The sequence below is a fragment of the Burkholderia sp. JP2-270 genome, from assembly GCF_003233675.1.
Lineage (GTDB): Bacteria > Pseudomonadota > Gammaproteobacteria > Burkholderiales > Burkholderiaceae > Burkholderia > Burkholderia pyrrocinia_C.
In genome coordinates, this window is record NZ_CP029825.1 from 2,186,612 (window position 1) to 2,202,969 (window position 16,358).

13 protein-coding genes are annotated in these 16,358 nt (G+C 66.3%); 5 read left to right on the forward strand and 8 right to left on the reverse strand.

Going from position 1 to position 16,358, the window contains the following annotated elements; genetic code table 11:
• Positions 1-47: 47 nt before the first annotated feature.
• The gene (locus DM992_RS27965; protein WP_111019517.1) at positions 48-1,151 is read right to left on the reverse strand and encodes a LacI family DNA-binding transcriptional regulator; all 1,104 of its coding nucleotides are present in this window, start codon (positions 1,149-1,151) and stop codon (positions 48-50) included.
• A gap of 101 nt (positions 1,152-1,252) precedes the next feature.
• Between DM992_RS27965 and DM992_RS27970 the strand changes: the two genes are divergently transcribed.
• Positions 1,253-2,086 (forward strand): NAD(P)-dependent oxidoreductase, encoded by an 834-nt coding sequence (locus tag DM992_RS27970; protein WP_111019518.1) that lies wholly within the window; start codon positions 1,253-1,255, stop codon positions 2,084-2,086.
• A 202-nt stretch (positions 2,087-2,288) separates the two neighbouring features.
• Positions 2,289-3,011 (forward strand): sel1 repeat family protein, encoded by a 723-nt coding sequence (locus DM992_RS27975; protein WP_162631750.1) that lies wholly within the window; start codon positions 2,289-2,291, stop codon positions 3,009-3,011.
• 84 nt (positions 3,012-3,095) lie between these two features.
• On the opposite strand, the gene DM992_RS27980 is transcribed toward DM992_RS27975, so the two are convergent.
• From DM992_RS27980 to DM992_RS28005, 5 genes are all read right to left on the reverse strand, one after another.
• On the reverse strand, positions 3,096-3,416 hold the full coding sequence (locus tag DM992_RS27980) for a DUF1330 domain-containing protein (protein ID WP_111020433.1): 321 nt from the start codon (positions 3,414-3,416) through the stop codon (positions 3,096-3,098).
• 436 nt (positions 3,417-3,852) lie between these two features.
• Positions 3,853-5,970 (reverse strand): TonB-dependent receptor, encoded by a 2,118-nt coding sequence (locus DM992_RS27985; protein ID WP_111019520.1) that lies wholly within the window; start codon positions 5,968-5,970, stop codon positions 3,853-3,855.
• 38 nt (positions 5,971-6,008) lie between these two features.
• Positions 6,009-7,472: a PepSY domain-containing protein gene (locus DM992_RS27990; RefSeq protein WP_111019521.1), complete on the reverse strand. Its 1,464-nt coding sequence runs from the start codon at positions 7,470-7,472 to the stop codon at positions 6,009-6,011.
• A gap of 242 nt (positions 7,473-7,714) precedes the next feature.
• Positions 7,715-8,200, reverse strand: coding sequence for a hypothetical protein (locus DM992_RS28000; protein ID WP_111019522.1), 486 nt, complete (start codon positions 8,198-8,200; stop codon positions 7,715-7,717).
• A gap of 212 nt (positions 8,201-8,412) precedes the next feature.
• Positions 8,413-8,736: a hypothetical protein gene (locus DM992_RS28005; protein ID WP_034181973.1), complete on the reverse strand. Its 324-nt coding sequence runs from the start codon at positions 8,734-8,736 to the stop codon at positions 8,413-8,415.
• 593 nt (positions 8,737-9,329) lie between these two features.
• On the opposite strand from DM992_RS28005, the gene DM992_RS28010 reads away from it, so the two are divergent.
• Positions 9,330-9,962 carry a LysE family translocator gene (locus DM992_RS28010; protein ID WP_111019523.1) on the forward strand — a complete coding sequence of 211 codons (633 nt, stop codon included), beginning with the start codon at positions 9,330-9,332 and terminating at the stop codon, positions 9,960-9,962.
• Between the two features lie 73 nt (positions 9,963-10,035).
• On the opposite strand, the gene DM992_RS28015 is transcribed toward DM992_RS28010, so the two are convergent.
• On the reverse strand, positions 10,036-11,664 hold the full coding sequence (locus tag DM992_RS28015; protein WP_111019524.1) for an NADP-dependent glyceraldehyde-3-phosphate dehydrogenase: 1,629 nt from the start codon (positions 11,662-11,664) through the stop codon (positions 10,036-10,038).
• Positions 11,665-12,608: 944 nt separating this feature from the next.
• On the opposite strand from DM992_RS28015, the gene DM992_RS28020 reads away from it, so the two are divergent.
• Both DM992_RS28020 and DM992_RS28025 read left to right on the forward strand, forming a co-directional pair.
• Entirely contained in the window at positions 12,609-14,738 is a 2,130-nt protein-coding gene (locus DM992_RS28020) for a TonB-dependent siderophore receptor (protein WP_111019525.1), read from the forward strand.
• An 87-nt stretch (positions 14,739-14,825) separates the two neighbouring features.
• The gene (locus DM992_RS28025; RefSeq protein ID WP_111020434.1) at positions 14,826-15,287 is read left to right on the forward strand and encodes a hypothetical protein; all 462 of its coding nucleotides are present in this window, start codon (positions 14,826-14,828) and stop codon (positions 15,285-15,287) included.
• Positions 15,288-15,313: 26 nt separating this feature from the next.
• Here the strand turns inward: DM992_RS28025 and DM992_RS28030 are convergent, their stop codons facing one another.
• Positions 15,314-16,261, reverse strand: a complete 948-nt coding sequence (locus DM992_RS28030; protein WP_072438447.1) for a LysR family transcriptional regulator — start codon at positions 16,259-16,261, stop codon at positions 15,314-15,316.
• Positions 16,262-16,358 lie beyond the last annotated feature (97 nt).

Here is a 16,358-nt window from a genome sequence, read left to right on the forward strand (position 1 = left end):
GCCGCCATGGGCGGCGCGTTTTCTTTTTGGGGCGCGCAGCAGGTGACTCAGCCGGCCGCGGCCGTCGACGCGCGCATGATCAGCCGCGGCTCGAACGTCGAATAGCTCGCATCGGTGCGCCCCGCGAGCGCGTCGATCAGCTTCTGCATCGCGAGCTCGCCCATGTTCTCGCTCTGGATGTCGACGGTGGTCAGCGCGGGCGCCGCGTATTCGCCGTACGGCACGTTGTCGATGCCCGCGACCGACACATCCTGCGGCAGCCGGAAGCCGAGCGACGCGGCTTCCTTCATGAAGCCGAGCGCGATCAGGTCGTTGTAGCAGATCACCGCCTGCGGCCGCTGCGGCCCGAGCATCACGCGCGAGCACGCGCGCTTGCCGGCCTCGGCGGTCGGCGCATGCGCGTCGTGCACGTCGAGCGTGAGCCCCGCTTCGGCGAGGCAGTCGCGCGCACCCTGGATCCGTTCGTCGTTCACGCGTGCGGTGCCGAAGCCGAGATACGCGATGCGCGTATGCCCGAGATTGAGCAGGTGGCGCGCGAGCATGTAGGTCGACAGCCGGTTGTCGATGCCGACGCTCGGAATCGGCAGGCCGGGGCTGCGGCGCAGCAGCACGAGCGGCTTGTTGAGATCGAGCATCCAGCCGGCTTCTTCGTCGGGCATCCGCGTGCTGACGATCAGCCCGTCGACGCGCTGCGCGAGCGCCTCGATCAGCGAGCGTTCGCGTGCCTGGTTCTCCTCGGTATCGACGAGCAGCAGCGTGTAGTCGTGCTGCAGCGCAATCCGGTTCGCGCCCTTGACCACGTTCGTGAAGTGCGGGTTGCTGATGTCGAGGATCACGAGGCCGATGGTGCGCGTGCGCCCGGTGATCATCGAACGCGCAAGCGGGTTCGAACGGTAGCCGAGCCGGTCGATCGCTTCCTTGAGCCGCGCTTCGACCGCCGGCGAGAAGCGCTGCGTGCCGTTCACGTATTTCGATACCGTCGCGACCGACACGCCGGCTTCCGCGGCCACGTCGCGGATCGTCGGGGAAACTTTTTTCATCGGAAGGGTAACGTTTTCGTTCGATAACGCCGGATTGTGGCAGAAAAAGCCGGCATGCGGCCACGCGTCGATATCGGGAAAGTGCGGATGGCTGCGAGCAGGTTCGACCATTGACGTTCGATTGCGGTCCCGCGTATAGTTGGAAAACGTTTTCCGATTCGGGCCTAAAACCGGATCGAAGTCCAGGTCAGATTCAAGGAGAAGGAGATTCGATGAACGCCTCATCCACCGGCGCGCGCAAACCGTTCGGGCGCCTGCTGCTGACGGGCGCGGCCGGCAACCTCGGCCGCCAGTTGCGCGGCGCACTCGCGCAATGGGCCGACGTCGTGCGCGTCAGCGACATCGCGGCGCTCGGCGACGCGGCCGCGCATGAAGAAACCCGTGTCGTCGATCTGGCCGACCGGCCGGCGGTGATGCAGCTTGTCGACGGCGTGGACGCGATTGTCCATCTCGGCGGCATTTCGGTCGATGCGCCGTTCGACGATCTCGTCGGCGCGAACATCACCGGCACGTACAACCTGTACGAAGCCGCGCGCAAGCACGGCGTGAAGCGCGTCGTGTTCGCGAGCTCGAACCATGCGATCGGCTTCCATCCGGTCACGGAAGTGCTCGACGCCGATTCGCCGCTGCGCCCCGACAGCCTGTACGGCGTGACGAAGTGCTTTGGCGAATCGCTGTCGCGCTACTACTTCGACCGCTTCGGGATCGAGACGGTATGCCTGCGGATCGGCTCGTCGTTCGAGGTGCCGAAGAACCCGCGCATGCTCGTGACGTTCCTCAGCTATCGCGACTTCATCGAGCTCGTGCGCTGCTCGCTGCTGACGAACCGCGTCGGGCACGCGATCGTCTACGGCGCGTCGGACAACCCGGTGAAGTGGTGGGACAACACGAAGGCCGGCTTTCTCGGCTTCCGGCCGCGCGACAGCTCCGAGCAGTTCGCGGGATTGTTCCCGGTCGCGGCGCCGACCGCCGACTACGACGATCCCGCGCAGCGGTTCCAGGGCGGCGGTTTCGTCGTCGGCGAGCCGATGGAGCGGAAGGCGTAGGCGGCAGCGCGTTCCGAGGGGCGCTTCATTGACGACGGATTTGCGGTTGCGGTAAAAGGAAAGCCATCCGGTGCGACGGGTTCCGCCATGCGGGGCCGCAAAACGACGAACACGCCGGATGGCCGCATGCGCGGCGCGACGCTCGAGGGCACGACGTCGCGCTTCGCCGCGATCCGATCGAATAATCACAATATCGAGAGCAATGAAGAAAACCCTAGTGGCGCTGAGCCTCGTGCTGGCCGTGGCACCGGCGCTTGCCGACCTGCAAGCTGGTCTTGACGCCTACGCGAAGAAGGACTGGCAGACGGCGATCCCCGAGCTGACAACCGCCGCGAACGCGGGTAATGCCGAAGCGGCCGCGCTGCTCGGCGAGCATTACCGTTACGAGGACGACGAGCAGGCGGTGAAGTGGAGCTTCATCGCCGCGCAGCATGGCGACGTGAAGATGCAGTACGACATGGGCGTGCGGATCGACGATATCGCGTGGCAATTGTTCCGGTACGAGGAGAATCCGGCCAAGCGCTATTTCCGCGTGGCCGCGGATTGTTTCCAGCTGGCGGCCGACCGTGGTTACGCGCCCGCGCAGAGCACGCTCGGCATGATGTACGACCAGGGGATGAAGCTGCCACTCGACGTCGACAAAAGCGTCGTGCTGTATCGCGCGGCCGCACGCCAGGGCTATCCGCAGGGCCTCGAAAGCATGGGGACGTTGTACGAGCGGGGGCGTGGCGGCGTGCAGAAGAACCTGCTGACCGCCTACACGTTCTATCTCGCCGCGGTGAAGGCCGGGAACGGCAGTCGCGACGTCGAATTCTCGGAGGTGACGGCTCGCGAGCTCGAAGCCGTATTGTCGGCACGCGATCGCGCGCGGGCGAAGGCGACCGTCGACGCGTGGCAACCGGGGCAGCCGCTCAAGGGAATGTAACGCGGTATCCAGTCGCGCGGCGCGCACCGGCGACTTCGCGGGCCGATGCCCGTAATGTGTCGCAAGCGGTGCCGGCGTCGCAGATCACCGCAGGATGTCGGTCGCCCTGTGTCGTTCATCGACGCCGTCGATCAGGATCAGCGGGCCGCTCGCGTGCCGTGCGCGCAGCGGCTGGATCTGCCGGTACGCATCCGATTCGTACCACGCGCGCGCCGTGCCGAGATCGGGAAACGCGATCGCGATCAGGTCGCCGCGCCACACGCCTTCGCGTACCTCCGGCCGTGCGCCGTGAATGACGAAATGGCCGTCGAACGGCGCGAGCGTGCCATCGATGCGTTCGAGGTATTCGACGATGTCGTCGCACATGTCGACGTCGTGCAGGTGGGCGATGGCATATGCAGTCATGGCGGGTTCCTTGGCGTGACGCGGTTCGTCGGTCGATGGAGCCATGATCGCGGCGCGGGCGGCGCGCGTCGATTACCTGAGAAGTAAGCGAATTCGCACAGCCGCGCGCAAGCGTACCGATCTGCACGCCGCTGCGCGCGCTGGTCCGGCAGCAACTGGCCGCGCAATGCCGGACGCGGCACTATCGGAAGGGGATGGCGGGGCGCGCGGCGGGCCCGCGCGCGTGACGGCGGTTATTCGCGGCCGGGTGGTTGATTGCCCGGCGGGGTGTTTGCCGGGCTGCTGAACCTGCCGATGCGGGTGTCCATGCAGTCGCGTGCAATGGCCGTCGCGGTCGACGGCCATTGCACGCAGAGTCACCATGCACTCGCGATAAAGCAACGATGGCCACGCTCGCCGACGCACACGCGCGGGCGAGCCTTCGCATCGCGCGGTATCAGAACCGGTAGTTCGCGAGCACTTCGAACCGCCGGTCGTTGCCGAGCAGATACTGCGTCTCGTTGTAATACGCGGACTGCACGTAGCGGCGGTTGAACACGTTGTATGCGCGCGCCGTGATCGTCGTGTCCTTGCGCGGCTTCCACGCGAGCCCGAGGTCGACGGTCGTGTACGACGGCATCACGAGCTGGTTCGCCGTGTCGGCAAAACGCTTGCCGACGTATTTGACGCCGGCAATACCCGTCCAGTCCGGCGCGAAGCGCCAGCTTACCCACAGGTTCGCGAGCCGCTGCGGCACCGACACCGGCACATTGCCCGCGCGCGAGACCGTCGTGCCGCCGGACGCCTGCTGGAAGTCGTCGTATTTCGCACGCAGGATCGACACATTCGCGTCCACGCGCCAGTCCTTCGCGATCTCCGCGCCGACCGTCGCCTCGAGCCCGCGCGACGACTGCCGGCCGACCTGGATCGACTGGTTCGGGTTCACCGGATCGGCCGTCAACAGATTGCTCTTCACGATCCTGTACGCCGCGAGCGTCCATTCCGCCTTGCCATCCAGGAGCGACTGCTTCACGCCGATCTCGATCTGCCGGCCGGTCGCGAGCGTGAAGTTCGCCTTCGACGCATTCAGCGACAGCAGCGAGCTGACCGGATCGGCCGCGACCGAGTACTGCCCGTACACGGCGAGACCGGGCCGCACGTCGTACACGGTGCCGATGCGCCAGCCCGTGTTCGCGAACACCTTCGTGAAGGCGCCGCCGTTTACGAGATCGTCGCGGTTCACGCTCGCGTGGTCGTAGCGCAGCCCGCCGATCACCGACCAGCGCGGCGTGATTTCGAGCCGGTTCTCCGCGAACAGCGCGTACTGGTTCGACTGGCTCCGGTACTTCGGATACGTGCCTGCTGCGTTGATGAAACTGCCCGGATCGAAGCTGAACGGATCGACCGTCGACGTGCCCGAGTACGGCGAGTTGTTGTCGTGCTGGAACGTCGTGTGGTTGAACTCGAAACCCGCCGACAACGTGTTGCGCATCCCGAGCAGCGCGCTGCTCACGGTGGCCGTCGTCACGTTGCCGTATTGTTCCTGGTCGTGGAAGATCTCCGTGTAGCTGCTGCGCCGGACCTGCGCGGCGGATGGCAGGTACGTGTAGTACTCGGCGTCCTTCCAGTGACGGTTGCTCTTCATCCTGTACAGCGTGCTCGTCACGTTCAGGCTGTCGCTCGGCTGCCAGTTCGCCGATACGGTTGCCCAACTGTCGCGGAACGCGATGTCGCTGTCGCCGACGTTGTAGTTCTTCTTGTCGAGCGCGCGATCGCGCGCGCCGCTCACGAGCGGCACGCCGAAATACTGCATCGGATGCTGGAAGCCCTGCGCATACGACGCCGTTACGTACAGGTCGGGCGTCACGTCGTAGCGCAGTGCACCCGAGATCGACAGGTTGCGCGAATCGCCGCGATCGACCCAGTTCGACGAGCGGTTGCCGCTGAGGTCGAAGCGGTACGACAGCTTGTCGTTGATCGCACCGCCGCTGCCGAACGCGGCCCGCGCGGTGCCCTCGGTGCCGCCGCCGACCTGCAGTTCGTTGCGGATCGGCGTGCGGGTCGGCTTCTTCGGCACGATGTTGACCACGCCGCCGATCGCGCCTTCGCCATAGATCACCGACGCCGGGCCGCGCAGCACGTCGATATGGTCGACCGACCAGGTGTCGAACGGAAACGTGACGCCGATCGCGCCGTACGGGCGCACGCCGTCGTAGAGCTGCGTGACCGACGACGCGCCGACGAAGCCGCGCGCGCCGAGTTCCGAGCCGCCGTTGCCGGGGTGCGGCGATTCGCTGATGCCGGCGGCGCGGCTCACCGCGTCGACGATCGAATTGTCGCCGCGCGTGTCGAGCGTCGCACGGTCGATCTGCTCGACGCTCGCGGGCGTTTCGAGCGACGACAGCCCGAGACGGTTGCCCGTGTCGAGCGGCCGCGTCAGCGCAGCCGCCTTCTGTGTGTTGATGCGAATCGGTGCGAGCGTGGTACCGGTGCTCTTGGCGTCGCTTTCCTGGGCCTGCCCGGCGGGCGCGAAGGCCGCGAGCAACGCAGCGGGCAGCATCAATCTGAACTTCATGCTTCGGAATCCTTTGAATCGGTGGAATCGCTTCGCGATCATGCTGCCGCGTGCGCTGCACGGCCGAACAGCAAACGATCGATCGACCAGACTGCGACGATCGTCATCCCCATCAGCGGGAATACGATGGCGAGCAGCACGAGCCCAGCGATCCAGCCGCGCATCGGCGGCGTGCCGCGTTCGCGCGACGGCGCGCCCAGCTTGCCGGCCGGGCGGCGCTTCCACCACATCACCGCGCCCGTGACGGCCATCGCGGCGAGCCCGAGCGACAGCACCGCGCAGATGATCTGATTCGCGAGCCCGAAGTAGCGACCCATATGCAGCGACGTGCCGTACGACACGGCTTTCGACACTGCGCCGTAGTCGTCGTAGCGGATGTCCTTCAACACCGCGCCGCTGTACTGGTCGATGTAGATCGTGCGTTCCGCCTTCGGGTCGGCCGGGAAGTACGACGCGGTGAACACGCCGTCCGCGCCCGACGGCAGCGCGAGCGTGTAGCCGCTCGTCACGCCGAGCCCCGCGACGATCGCGATCGCGCGTGCCAGCGGCAGCGGTGCCGGCGTCGGCGCGGACGCCGAATGCGGAACGGGCACGTTGCCGACCGCCCACGGCGTTTGCGGCAGCGGCAGGTCGTCCATCACCATTCCCGGCATCGATTCGCCCGATTCGTGGTGATGGCCGGACGGCGCGGCGGCCTGCGCGTGCGCAGGCTCCGCGGCTGCGCCCGGGCGCGTCGAACGCACCGACGCGCCGCCCCATGCGCCCTCCGGCGCGCCGAGGTTCACGGTCGCGGCGAGCGCCTTGAAGTTCTTGCCCCACGAGCCCGACCACGGCAGCCCCGACAGGATGAACGCCACCGTGCCGGCTGCGAGCCAGATGCCCGCCGTCGCGTGGACGCTTTTCCACAGCGGCCGGCCGCGCAGCGACAGGTCGGGCCGCAGCGCGCGCCCGACACGCGCCGCGCCGCGCGGCCACCACAGCGCGATGCCGGTGCCGATCATCACGAACGTCCAGCATGCGGCGAGTTCCATCAGCAACTCGCCCGTCTTGCCGAGCAGCAGCTTGCGATGCAGCATCCGGTCGATCTGCATGAAGCGGCGCTCGACGCTCAGCGTGCCGAGCACGCCGCCGTCGTAGGGGTTCACGTACACGCTCTCGCGGCTGCCGTCACGGAGCCGGAATACATATTCGGCACTGCGGTCCGGCGCGGTGGAGACCTGCACGGAAACCGGCGTCGCGCCGGCCGGCATTGCGGTACGTGCGCGGGCGAGCAGCGTGTCCGGATCGAGCCTTTGCGTGGCGCGCGGCTCGACGAGCAGCCGGTGCGGATACAGCAGCGGCTCGATCTGCGGCTGGAAGCAATAAAGCGTTCCCGTGATCGCGAGGATCACCAGGAACGGCATGACGAACAGGCCGGCATAGAAGTGCCAGCGCCAGAGCGTCCGGTAGCCGGCGCTTGCGGAATGGGCGGGCGAAATCGCCCGCTCGACGGTGGTCGACATGGTGTCAGCTCCTCGTGATCGTCGATCGGCGAGGCCGGCGCGGGCCGGCCGCCGTCAACGCGCCACACACCGGCATGCGAGCGTCGACGTAATGGGCAGCGCGGCCTGATGCGCAGGCAATGCGCAAGGCGGCGCCGCCCGCGCGACACGGGCAGTCGGGTGAACGCTTGAATCGGGTTTAGTGAAACGAACGGCATGAAGGCCCATGCACATCGACGTGCACAAGCCGCTGGGCGGAACGTTCAGCAGAACAGAGGAGGGGCGCGGGAGGGCGGGCGATCGTCGAATATCGACCGCACGACGGGAAGGAAATCGGGAGGAATCCGGAAACGCCGCGGAACCGCGGCGGGAAACAGCAGCACCAGCAGCACGAATGACGCGATGGCCGCAAATAGTGCGGCGCCGAATGCGCAGAGGCTGTCGCCATTTCCTGAGGGCGCTGTCTTGCCGGCGTGCGCGTCATGTTTGAGCGCATCGACGAGCGCCAGCGCATCGTTGGCCGGCGTGATCGGCGCGCCGGCATCGAAGCGGGCGGCCAGCGCGGCCACGTCGACGATCAGCGGACCGCGGCCCGAACACAGCACCACCGAGCCCGCATCCGGACCGTCCGGATCGAGCATCACGGCACCCGACATCAGCGCGCGGGACAGCAGCGTCACGAGGAGGAAACCCCACAGAAGCTGTCGCGCGACGCCATGCCGAAGCAGGAAGCGGCGAAGTGCGTTCATGGCGCGCGATTGTACATCCGTTTGCGGGGAGGGGCCGGCCGCAGCGCTGATGAGCGGGATAAGCCGGCGCGCGAGCGGACGTGTGCGCGGCGTTAACGCGCCATGCGTCGCTCGGCTTCGTGATCGCAGCGGCGATCGATGCGCGCATTCGCTCGTATCGGGAGGTGGCTTTCTACGGCAGCCGGTTCGTCAATCCGCCTCGCCAGGCCGCGTCACGCCGGATACGAATCGTCGACCTTCAGGTTCGCGAGCCGGAACAGCGTGCGCAGCGTCTGCGGATGAATGTCGCGGCGCGCGGCGAGCGACGTCAGCATGAAGTCGAGCACTTTCGCGTAACGGAGCAGCACGAGGCAGCGCGGGAGATCGGGCGCGCGGCCGCGCATCTCTTCGGCGATGTGGACCATTTCGGTCGACAGCGTGCGTGCCATCTCGAGTTCCATCTGCTGTTTTTCGGTCCAGTCGGGCAGCGGCTGTTCGAGCACCTTCGCGAGAAAGAGCTGGAACGCCGTGTCGGACGAATTGGGCAGCGCATCCATGAGGGGCCTCGTTGCTTGCGCGGATCGTTCGGGCGTATTCGTGGATGCGCCCGAGGTTGAATTTGTGTCCGCGACGGGTCGTCGGCGCGGCTTTTACCGGAACGGAATGCAGTTTCCGTACCAGCGCCGCGATCCGGTTGTCGAGCAATGTCGTGCGGCGATCCGGCGCCGGCCCGCGAGTCCCGCCGGTAGTGGGTTGCGCAGGCGGTCGAGGAGGGTGTCTACAGGAGGGGCGTGGTGGACGTCAGGCGCACGCAGGGGCTCGGCGACGCGAAATGCTTCACGGATGTAACGTAACGCGGGCGGAACGCGCGGTGCGTTTCTGCCGGCGAACGGCCGAAACCTGCCGATCCACGCGTTCCGCCCGCGTCTGCCGTGCGTTCGCTGGCGGGAACGTCGAAACGTGACGAGTTCCGTTGCATGGCGGAAACGGGCGGCGAATGCGCCGGGTGTTTCATATCCGAGACGGTTTCACGAACGGCGATTCGATTGGCGTGGCCTTCGAACTGGCCCAGCGATTGGCCGCGCAATTGTCCATGGGCAGACGGCCCGCGTTTGCCAACAATGCTGGAACCAACCCTGCGAGATTCGACATGAGCGCCCACGCCTTCTTCTCGGCCAACCTGCTGCTGGCCTACACGGCCTATTTCATCGGTACGGCCAGCCCGGGGCCGAGCAATCTCGCGATCATGTCGGTTGCCGCGAACCAGGGCCGCAAGGCGGCGCTCGCGTTCGCGCTCGGCGTCATTTCGGGGTCGATGTTCTGGGCGACGGTGGCGGCGCTCGGCGTGTCGGCCGCGCTGCTCGCATGGTCGAAGCTGCTGGTCGCGATCAAGATCTTCGGCGGGCTGTACCTGCTGTGGCTCGCATTCAAGTCGGGGCGCACGGCGCTGTCGGGCACGGCGGCGGCATCGCTGAACGCGGCGCGCGAGCAGCGGCTGTCGCGCTTCTACGTGCGCGGCGCGATGCTGCACCTGACCAATCCGAAAGCCATCCTCGTATGGGTGTCGCTCGTCGCGCTGTCGTCGAACGGCGCGGGCGCGTCGCACGGCGCGGTCGTGCCCGGCTGTGTCGTGATCGGGTGCCTGGTGTTCGGCGGTTATGCGCTCGTGTTCTCGATGGACGGCGCGCGCCGGCTGTACGTGCGCGGCCGGCGCGCGATGGAAGCGTGTCTTGCGGTCGTGTTCGGCGTGGCAGGGATCAGGCTGCTGGCGTCGAACGTATGACAAACGGCGCGCTGCTCGCTGAAACCCTCCGCCGCATCGATGCGCGGCGGAAGGTTCCCGCTTCACGACGGCTTCAGAAAATGAAGCCCGTATTGATGAACTTCGACGTGTGATCCGACACGATCGAGTCGAGCAACTGCTTGCTGCTGTCGGTCTGCTTCGCCGCGACCATCGAGCGGATCGAGAACGCGCGCAGCGCATCGCTCACCGACAGCGTGCCTTCGGCCGAATCCTTGCGGCCCGCGAACGGGAACACGTCGGGCCCGCGCTGGCACTGGCAGTTGATGTTCACGCGGCACACCTGGTTCACGAGCGGATCGACGAGCGCGCCGATCTGCACCGGATCGGAACCGAAGATGCTGACCTGCTGGCCGTGATCCGATGTCGTCACGTAGTCGAGCGCGGTGTCGACGTCGTCGAACGGCGCGACCGGAATGATCGGGCCGAACTGTTCCTCGCGGTACAGCTTCATTCCTTCTGATACCGGATACACGACGGCCGGATAGAACAGCGTCTTGCTGAATTCGCCGCCCGATGCGTTGACGACTTGGGCGCCCTTCGCCTTCGCGTCGTCGATCGCGTCCGTCATGTAGGCCGTGCGATGCATGCCGGGCAGCGGCGTGATGCTGACGCCTTTTTCCCACGGCATGCCGATCTTCAGCTGTTCGAGCGCGGCGGTGAAGCGCTTCAGGAATTCGTCGACGATCGAGCGGTGCACGAGCAGCATCTTCAGCGCGGTGCAGCGCTGGCCGTTGAACGACAGCGCGCCGAGCAGGCATTCCTTCACGGTGAGGTCGAGATCGGCGTCGGGCAGCACGATCGCCGCGTTCTTCGCGTCGAGGCCGAGGATCGCGCGCAGCCGGTGCGACTTCGGGTGCTGCTTCTTCAGGTGATCGGCTACCTTGCTCGACCCGATCAGCGCGAGCACGTTGATCTTGCCCGACGCGAGCATGTGCGGCACGACCACCGCGCCCGGCGCGTAGATCGTGTTGATCACGCCGTGCGGGAACGCGTCGCGGAACGCTTCGAGCAGCGGCTCGAACAGCAGCGTGCCGTACTGCGGCGGCTTGAACACCACGGTGTTGCCCATCAGCAGCGCGGGGATCAGCGTCGCGAAGGTCTCGTTCAGCGGATAGTTGTACGGGCCCATGCACAGCACGACGCCGAGCGGCGTGCGGCGGATCTGGCCGATCGTGCCTTCCGCGATCACGAAGCGCGAGTTCGCGTTGTCGAGCTCCTTCAGCGCATCGATCGTCTGCGTCATGTACGTGACGGTGCGGTCGAATTCCTTCTGCGAATCGGCGAGGCTCTTGCCGATCTCCCACATGATCAGGTTCACGACCAGCTCGCGCTGCGCGACCATCCGCTTGATGAAGTCCTGCATGCACGCGATGCGCTGCTCGACCTTCATCGTCGGCCACTCGCCGCGGCCCGAGTCGTACGCGCGCACGGCGGCGTCGAGCGCCGCGTCGCTCTCCGTTTCGCCCATCACCGGATAGCTGCCGATCTCGACCTGCTCGACGCTGCCGTCCGCCTGCCGCACGCACACGGGCGACAGTACGGTCTTGGTCGCGCCGTTCCACGGTTGAAGTTCGCCGTCGACGAGCGACACGCGCTGGTGAATCGGCGAAGCGAGCCGGAATTCGGCGGGGATGTCTTGATACGCGGGAAACAGTTGTTGCAGGGAGGCGGAATCGGGCATGACGGTCTCGTTTGACGGGGTGTCCGGGAAGGACGGGCGATGCGAATCCTGAGTTGAATGATCCTCGATCCTGAATCGGCATGATGACGCGGGCACGACGGCACGTCACGCGGGAACATGGCCGAATCGACGATTGGAACCAGTTCCATTAAAAAGGAACGCCGACACGAATGCAAGAATTGCCGAACTGCATCGCGCACACCGTAAGCATTTGGAAAGACTGTTTCTGAATGGCCGGCATAACGCATTTGTTGCAACCGCAAACGTTTCACTCCGGCCGGTTTGGGCGGATAATGGCGCAGCGCGACGAAGAAAAAAATGAAGCGAGCCTGAGAGAACAGACGTAGTGAACAACAGAAGGTCCGCCGCGCTGCCGATGCGAGGTCGGCTGCCCGGAGCGCCGGGTCGGGGTTGCCCGGTCCGGCGCGCACCGGACCGTTGAATACGTGCTGCCCCGTGCTTCATCGGATCCTTCGTGATCCTCTCCAAGCTTTTCGTCGTCGTATCCCGAATCCCACCTTCTGCCCGACCGTTTCCGCACGATCGAATTAATGCGGCCGATCGCCTGCTTTCGACGAGCTTACGTCGATGCGTGGATCAGTGCGTCAAAATGAAAGGCATTCGTCGGAAATGCAGAGTGCAATGCGCATGCACGTTGCGGGCAGGCGACACGTTAAAAATTAATCGAAAACACGAATCATTCTCGTTTATTATTTCGCACCATTACGAGCCGTGACGGGAAGTCACGGCTTTTTTCGTGCCGGTCGTGCCGGCCGGCATCCACCCGCGCCGGCCGTTTGCCCGCCGGCATGCATGACGGGGCGATCCCCCGCGCGCGTCATCTTCTTCCCGGAAAAAGCTTTGTCGGTCGATTCGCCGCGCGATTCGCGCGCTGGCCGGACGCGTTTCCGTTCGCCGTTTTTCCTTCACCCCCTACGTTTACGATGAAACTCAACACGAGCGCTTGCCATGCGCTTCTGATCGTCACGTCGCTGGCCGGCGCCCGTACTTCGTTCGCGCAGGCGAGCGACGCCGCGGCGACCTTGCCTGCGATTTCCGTCAATGCGGCCGCCGAGCATGCGTCGTACGACGCGGGCCGGTCGCGCGCGGCGACCAAGACCGACATGTCGCTGATGGACGTGCCGCAGACGGTGAACGTCGTCCCGCACGCGGTGATCGAGGATCAGAACGCGACGTCGATGCAGGATGCGTTGCGCAACGTGCCGGGCGTCGGCTTCTCGGTCGGCGACGGCCAGCGCGACCAGATCACGATCCGCGGTTTCAACAGCATCACGGACCAGTACGTCGACGGCATTCGCGACGACGCGCTCTACTATCGCGACCTGTCGAACGTCGAGCGCGTCGAGGTGCTGAAGGGGCCGGCGGCCGTGCTGTACGGGCGCGGCTCGGCGGGCGGCATCGTGAATCGCGTGCTGAAGCGGCCGGACGCGAACCCGGTGCGCGACGTGGGCGTGACGCTCGGCACGCGCGGCGAGCGGCGCGGCGAATTCGACCTCGGCTGGAATGCGAACGACGCGGCGCGCTTCCGCATCACCGGCGCGGCCGAGAACTCGAACAGCTTTCGCGACCAGTTCCAGCTCAACCGCCAGGCAATCGCGCCGTCCGCGCAATTCAAGCTGGACAGCAACACGGTGCTGAACGTCGAATTCGACTACCTGCACGACCGCCGCACGTCCGACCAGGGCCTGCCCGCGTATCGCGGCCGGCCGGTCGACGTGCCGATCAACACGTATTACGGCTCGGCCGACGCCGCGAACAGCTCGTACAACGACGTCTCCGCGAAGAGCGCGACGGTATCGCTCGATCACCGCTTCAGCGATTCGCTGTCGTTCCATGGCGCGATCCGCGCGTACGACTTCTCGCTCGAACGCAAGAACTATGTGACGTTCGAGCCGATCAAGACGGCCGCGCACCCGGTCGTGACGCTCGACCAGTCGACGCGCCAGCGCACCGACCACGGCATCGACGGCGTGTTCGAGCTCACGCAGAAGACCTCGTTGTTCGGCATGCGCCACGAGCTGCTGTACGGGCTGGAGCTGTCGCAGCAGCAGAAGTTCGACACGGTCTACAACGTGACGAAGGTCGCCACCTACGATCTCTTCAATCCGCAGCAGGTGATCCTGCCCGGCGTGCCGACCGGCGCGCGTGCGAAGACGAACGCGTCGACCGTCGTCGGGCTCGCGGGCGTCTATGCGCAGGACCTGATCTCGCTGACCGAACACTGGAAGGTGCTCGCCGGCCTGCGCTTCGACTACCTGAACCAGATCCGCCACGACTATACGTCGTCGAACGTCAATCTCGACCGCACCGATCACGCTTGGAGCCCGCGCGTCGGCCTGATCTACGAACCGCTCGACTGGCTGACGCTGTACGGCTCGTTCAGCCAGTCATTCTCGCCGCTCGCCGATACGCTGATCAGTTCCGGCGCGTTCGCGAACGGCGCCGCGCTCGCGCCGCAGAAGACCACCGCGTATGAAGTCGGCTCGCGCTTCGACCTCGGCGGCAAGGCGACGGCCAGCGTCGCGCTGTTCGACATGCGCCAGACCAACCAGCAGATCGGCGACCCCGCGAATCCCGGTTATGCGCTGCCGATCGGCACGCAGCACGTGCGCGGGATGGAGCTGGGCTTCACCGGCGAGATCGCGCCGAAGTGGTCGGTGTACGCCGGTTACGCTTACATGAACGGCACGGTCGACGGTTCGCCGCAATCGACGGCGGCCGGCCTCGCGCTGTCGAGCAACACGCCGGGGCTGATGCCGCGTCACAGCGCGAACCTGTGGCTGAAGCGCGAACTGCCGTACGGTTTCTATGCGGCGGCCGGCATGCAGTTCCAGTCGGCGCGTTACACGTCGGCCAGCGATCTCGTCACGCTGCCGTCGTTCACGGTGTTCAACCTGGGCGCCGGCTATCGCAGCAAGAAGGTCGACGTGACGCTCACGCTCGACAATCTGTTCAATCGCCGCTACTTCATTGCCGCGCACGGCAACGCGGACCTGTACAACATGCCCGGCGATCCGCGCACGCTGACCGCGACGGTGAAGTGGCACATGTAACGCTCGCGCTGCGCGACAATGCGGGTCTTCGTCACGACGCCCCGCACTTTACTGCCCATGATCCGGAAACCGACTGATGTGTCGAGCATGAACGGCCGCGCCGCCGCGCTGTGTCTGCTGTTGCTGGCGTGCGGTTCGGCCGCGGCGGGCGCGCAGCCGGTGCCGGCCGACGCCGAGCCGGACTGCCGCGCGGTGCATGTCGGGCGGGCGATCACGTTGTCGGGCCGTTACGCGCTCGACTACGGCGACGAATCGATCGGGGCGGACGTGTGGTTCGAAGAGGACGACGCATCGGCGCGGCGCTTGCCGGACCGTTCGCAACGCGCGGGCGTGATCGTTTTCACGAACCAGCGCGATGCGACGCGCGGGCTGCGGCTGCCCGCCGCGCAGCCGCACGGCGTGTGCCGGTTCGACGGGCGCGCGACGATCGTGATCCGCGATCTGGATACCGTGTGCCCGGGGCTGGAAACGCCCGATCGCGCGCGGCTGGTGAAGGTCGTCGCGGCCGATCTGCCGACGCGGCACGCGTGCGACGCCGCCGCGCCGTGACCTGAACGTGACCTGAAACCGGCGCGTTACTCGACGTCCTCGTCATCCTCCGCGTCGGCGCCATCCGCATCTCCGTCCGGCGCCGCATACGCGCTCGCCTGTTCGAGCAGCCAGCCGCGAAACAGCTCCAGCGGCTTGCTGTGGCTGAATTCCGTCGGATACACGAGGTAGTACGCGGAATCGCCGACCGTCGCCGCGTCGCACGGCACGACCAGGCCGAGCTGCTGCAACTGTTCCTCGACGAAGAACTTCGGCACGAGCGCGATCCCGAGCCCGGCCGCGGCCGCACTGATCAGCATCGTGTGCAGTTCGTAGCGCACGCCCTGCATCGTGCGGATGTCCTCGACGCCATGCGTCTCGAACCACTGCGCCCACGCGCCGGGGCGCGTCGTCGAGTGCAGCAGCGGGTACGCGAGCAGATCCTCGACACGCTCGACCGGCCCGTCGAGCAGCGCGGGCGAGCAGATCGGCACGACTTCCTCGCCGAACAGGTAGTCGGACGACGTGCCGGGCCAGGTCGGCTTGCCGTAGTGGATCGCGGCCTCGAAGTGCGTGTCCTCGAACGAGAACAGGTCGGTGCGGCTGCCCATGTTCACGCGCACGTCGGGCGTGCGGTCGTAGAAGCTCTTGATGCGCGGGATCAGCCAGTGCGACGCGAACGTCGGCAGCACCGCGAGCTCCAGGTAGCCGCCGCCGCTGCCGTGCGCGATGATCGACAGCGTGTCGCGGTCGAGCGCTTCCAGCGCGCGCCGCACCTGCGTGCCGTACAGCTTGCCGGCGCGCGTCAGCACGACGCGCTGCTTCACGCGCGCGAACAGCCGCACGCCGAGGCTCGCCTCGAGCGTCGCGATCTGCCTCGATACCGCGCTTTCGGTCAGGAACAGCTCCTTGGCCGCGTGCGTGAAGCTCTCGTGGCGCGCGGCGGCTTCGAAAGCCACCAGTGCGCCCATGTTGGGGATCTTGAATTTGCGCATGATGCTCTATTTGTCTGACGTACTGACCCGCGCGGCGCGGGCCGGTGAGCGGGTCGGGAACGGTCGATAATTCCAAAAACTCATCACATGTCAATTT

Bases quoted from the DNA above. Each gene is read 5' to 3' on its own strand.
- DM992_RS27965 (WP_111019517.1), bottom strand. From the start codon at position 1,151: ATGGTCGAACCTGCTCGCAGCCATCCGCACTTTCCCGATATCGACGCG.
- DM992_RS27970 (WP_111019518.1), top strand. From the start codon at position 1,253: ATGAACGCCTCATCCACCGGCGCGCGCAAACCGTTCGGGCGCCTGCTG.
- DM992_RS27975 (WP_162631750.1), top strand. From the start codon at position 2,289: ATGAAGAAAACCCTAGTGGCGCTGAGCCTCGTGCTGGCCGTGGCACCG.
- DM992_RS27980 (WP_111020433.1), bottom strand. From the start codon at position 3,416: ATGACTGCATATGCCATCGCCCACCTGCACGACGTCGACATGTGCGAC.
- DM992_RS27985 (WP_111019520.1), bottom strand. From the start codon at position 5,970: ATGAAGTTCAGATTGATGCTGCCCGCTGCGTTGCTCGCGGCCTTCGCG.
- DM992_RS27990 (WP_111019521.1), bottom strand. From the start codon at position 7,472: ATGTCGACCACCGTCGAGCGGGCGATTTCGCCCGCCCATTCCGCAAGC.
- DM992_RS28000 (WP_111019522.1), bottom strand. From the start codon at position 8,200: ATGAACGCACTTCGCCGCTTCCTGCTTCGGCATGGCGTCGCGCGACAG.
- DM992_RS28005 (WP_034181973.1), bottom strand. From the start codon at position 8,736: ATGGATGCGCTGCCCAATTCGTCCGACACGGCGTTCCAGCTCTTTCTC.
- DM992_RS28010 (WP_111019523.1), top strand. From the start codon at position 9,330: ATGAGCGCCCACGCCTTCTTCTCGGCCAACCTGCTGCTGGCCTACACG.
- DM992_RS28015 (WP_111019524.1), bottom strand. From the start codon at position 11,664: ATGCCCGATTCCGCCTCCCTGCAACAACTGTTTCCCGCGTATCAAGAC.
- DM992_RS28020 (WP_111019525.1), top strand. From the start codon at position 12,609: ATGAAACTCAACACGAGCGCTTGCCATGCGCTTCTGATCGTCACGTCG.
- DM992_RS28025 (WP_111020434.1), top strand. From the start codon at position 14,826: ATGAACGGCCGCGCCGCCGCGCTGTGTCTGCTGTTGCTGGCGTGCGGT.
- DM992_RS28030 (WP_072438447.1), bottom strand. From the start codon at position 16,261: ATGCGCAAATTCAAGATCCCCAACATGGGCGCACTGGTGGCTTTCGAA.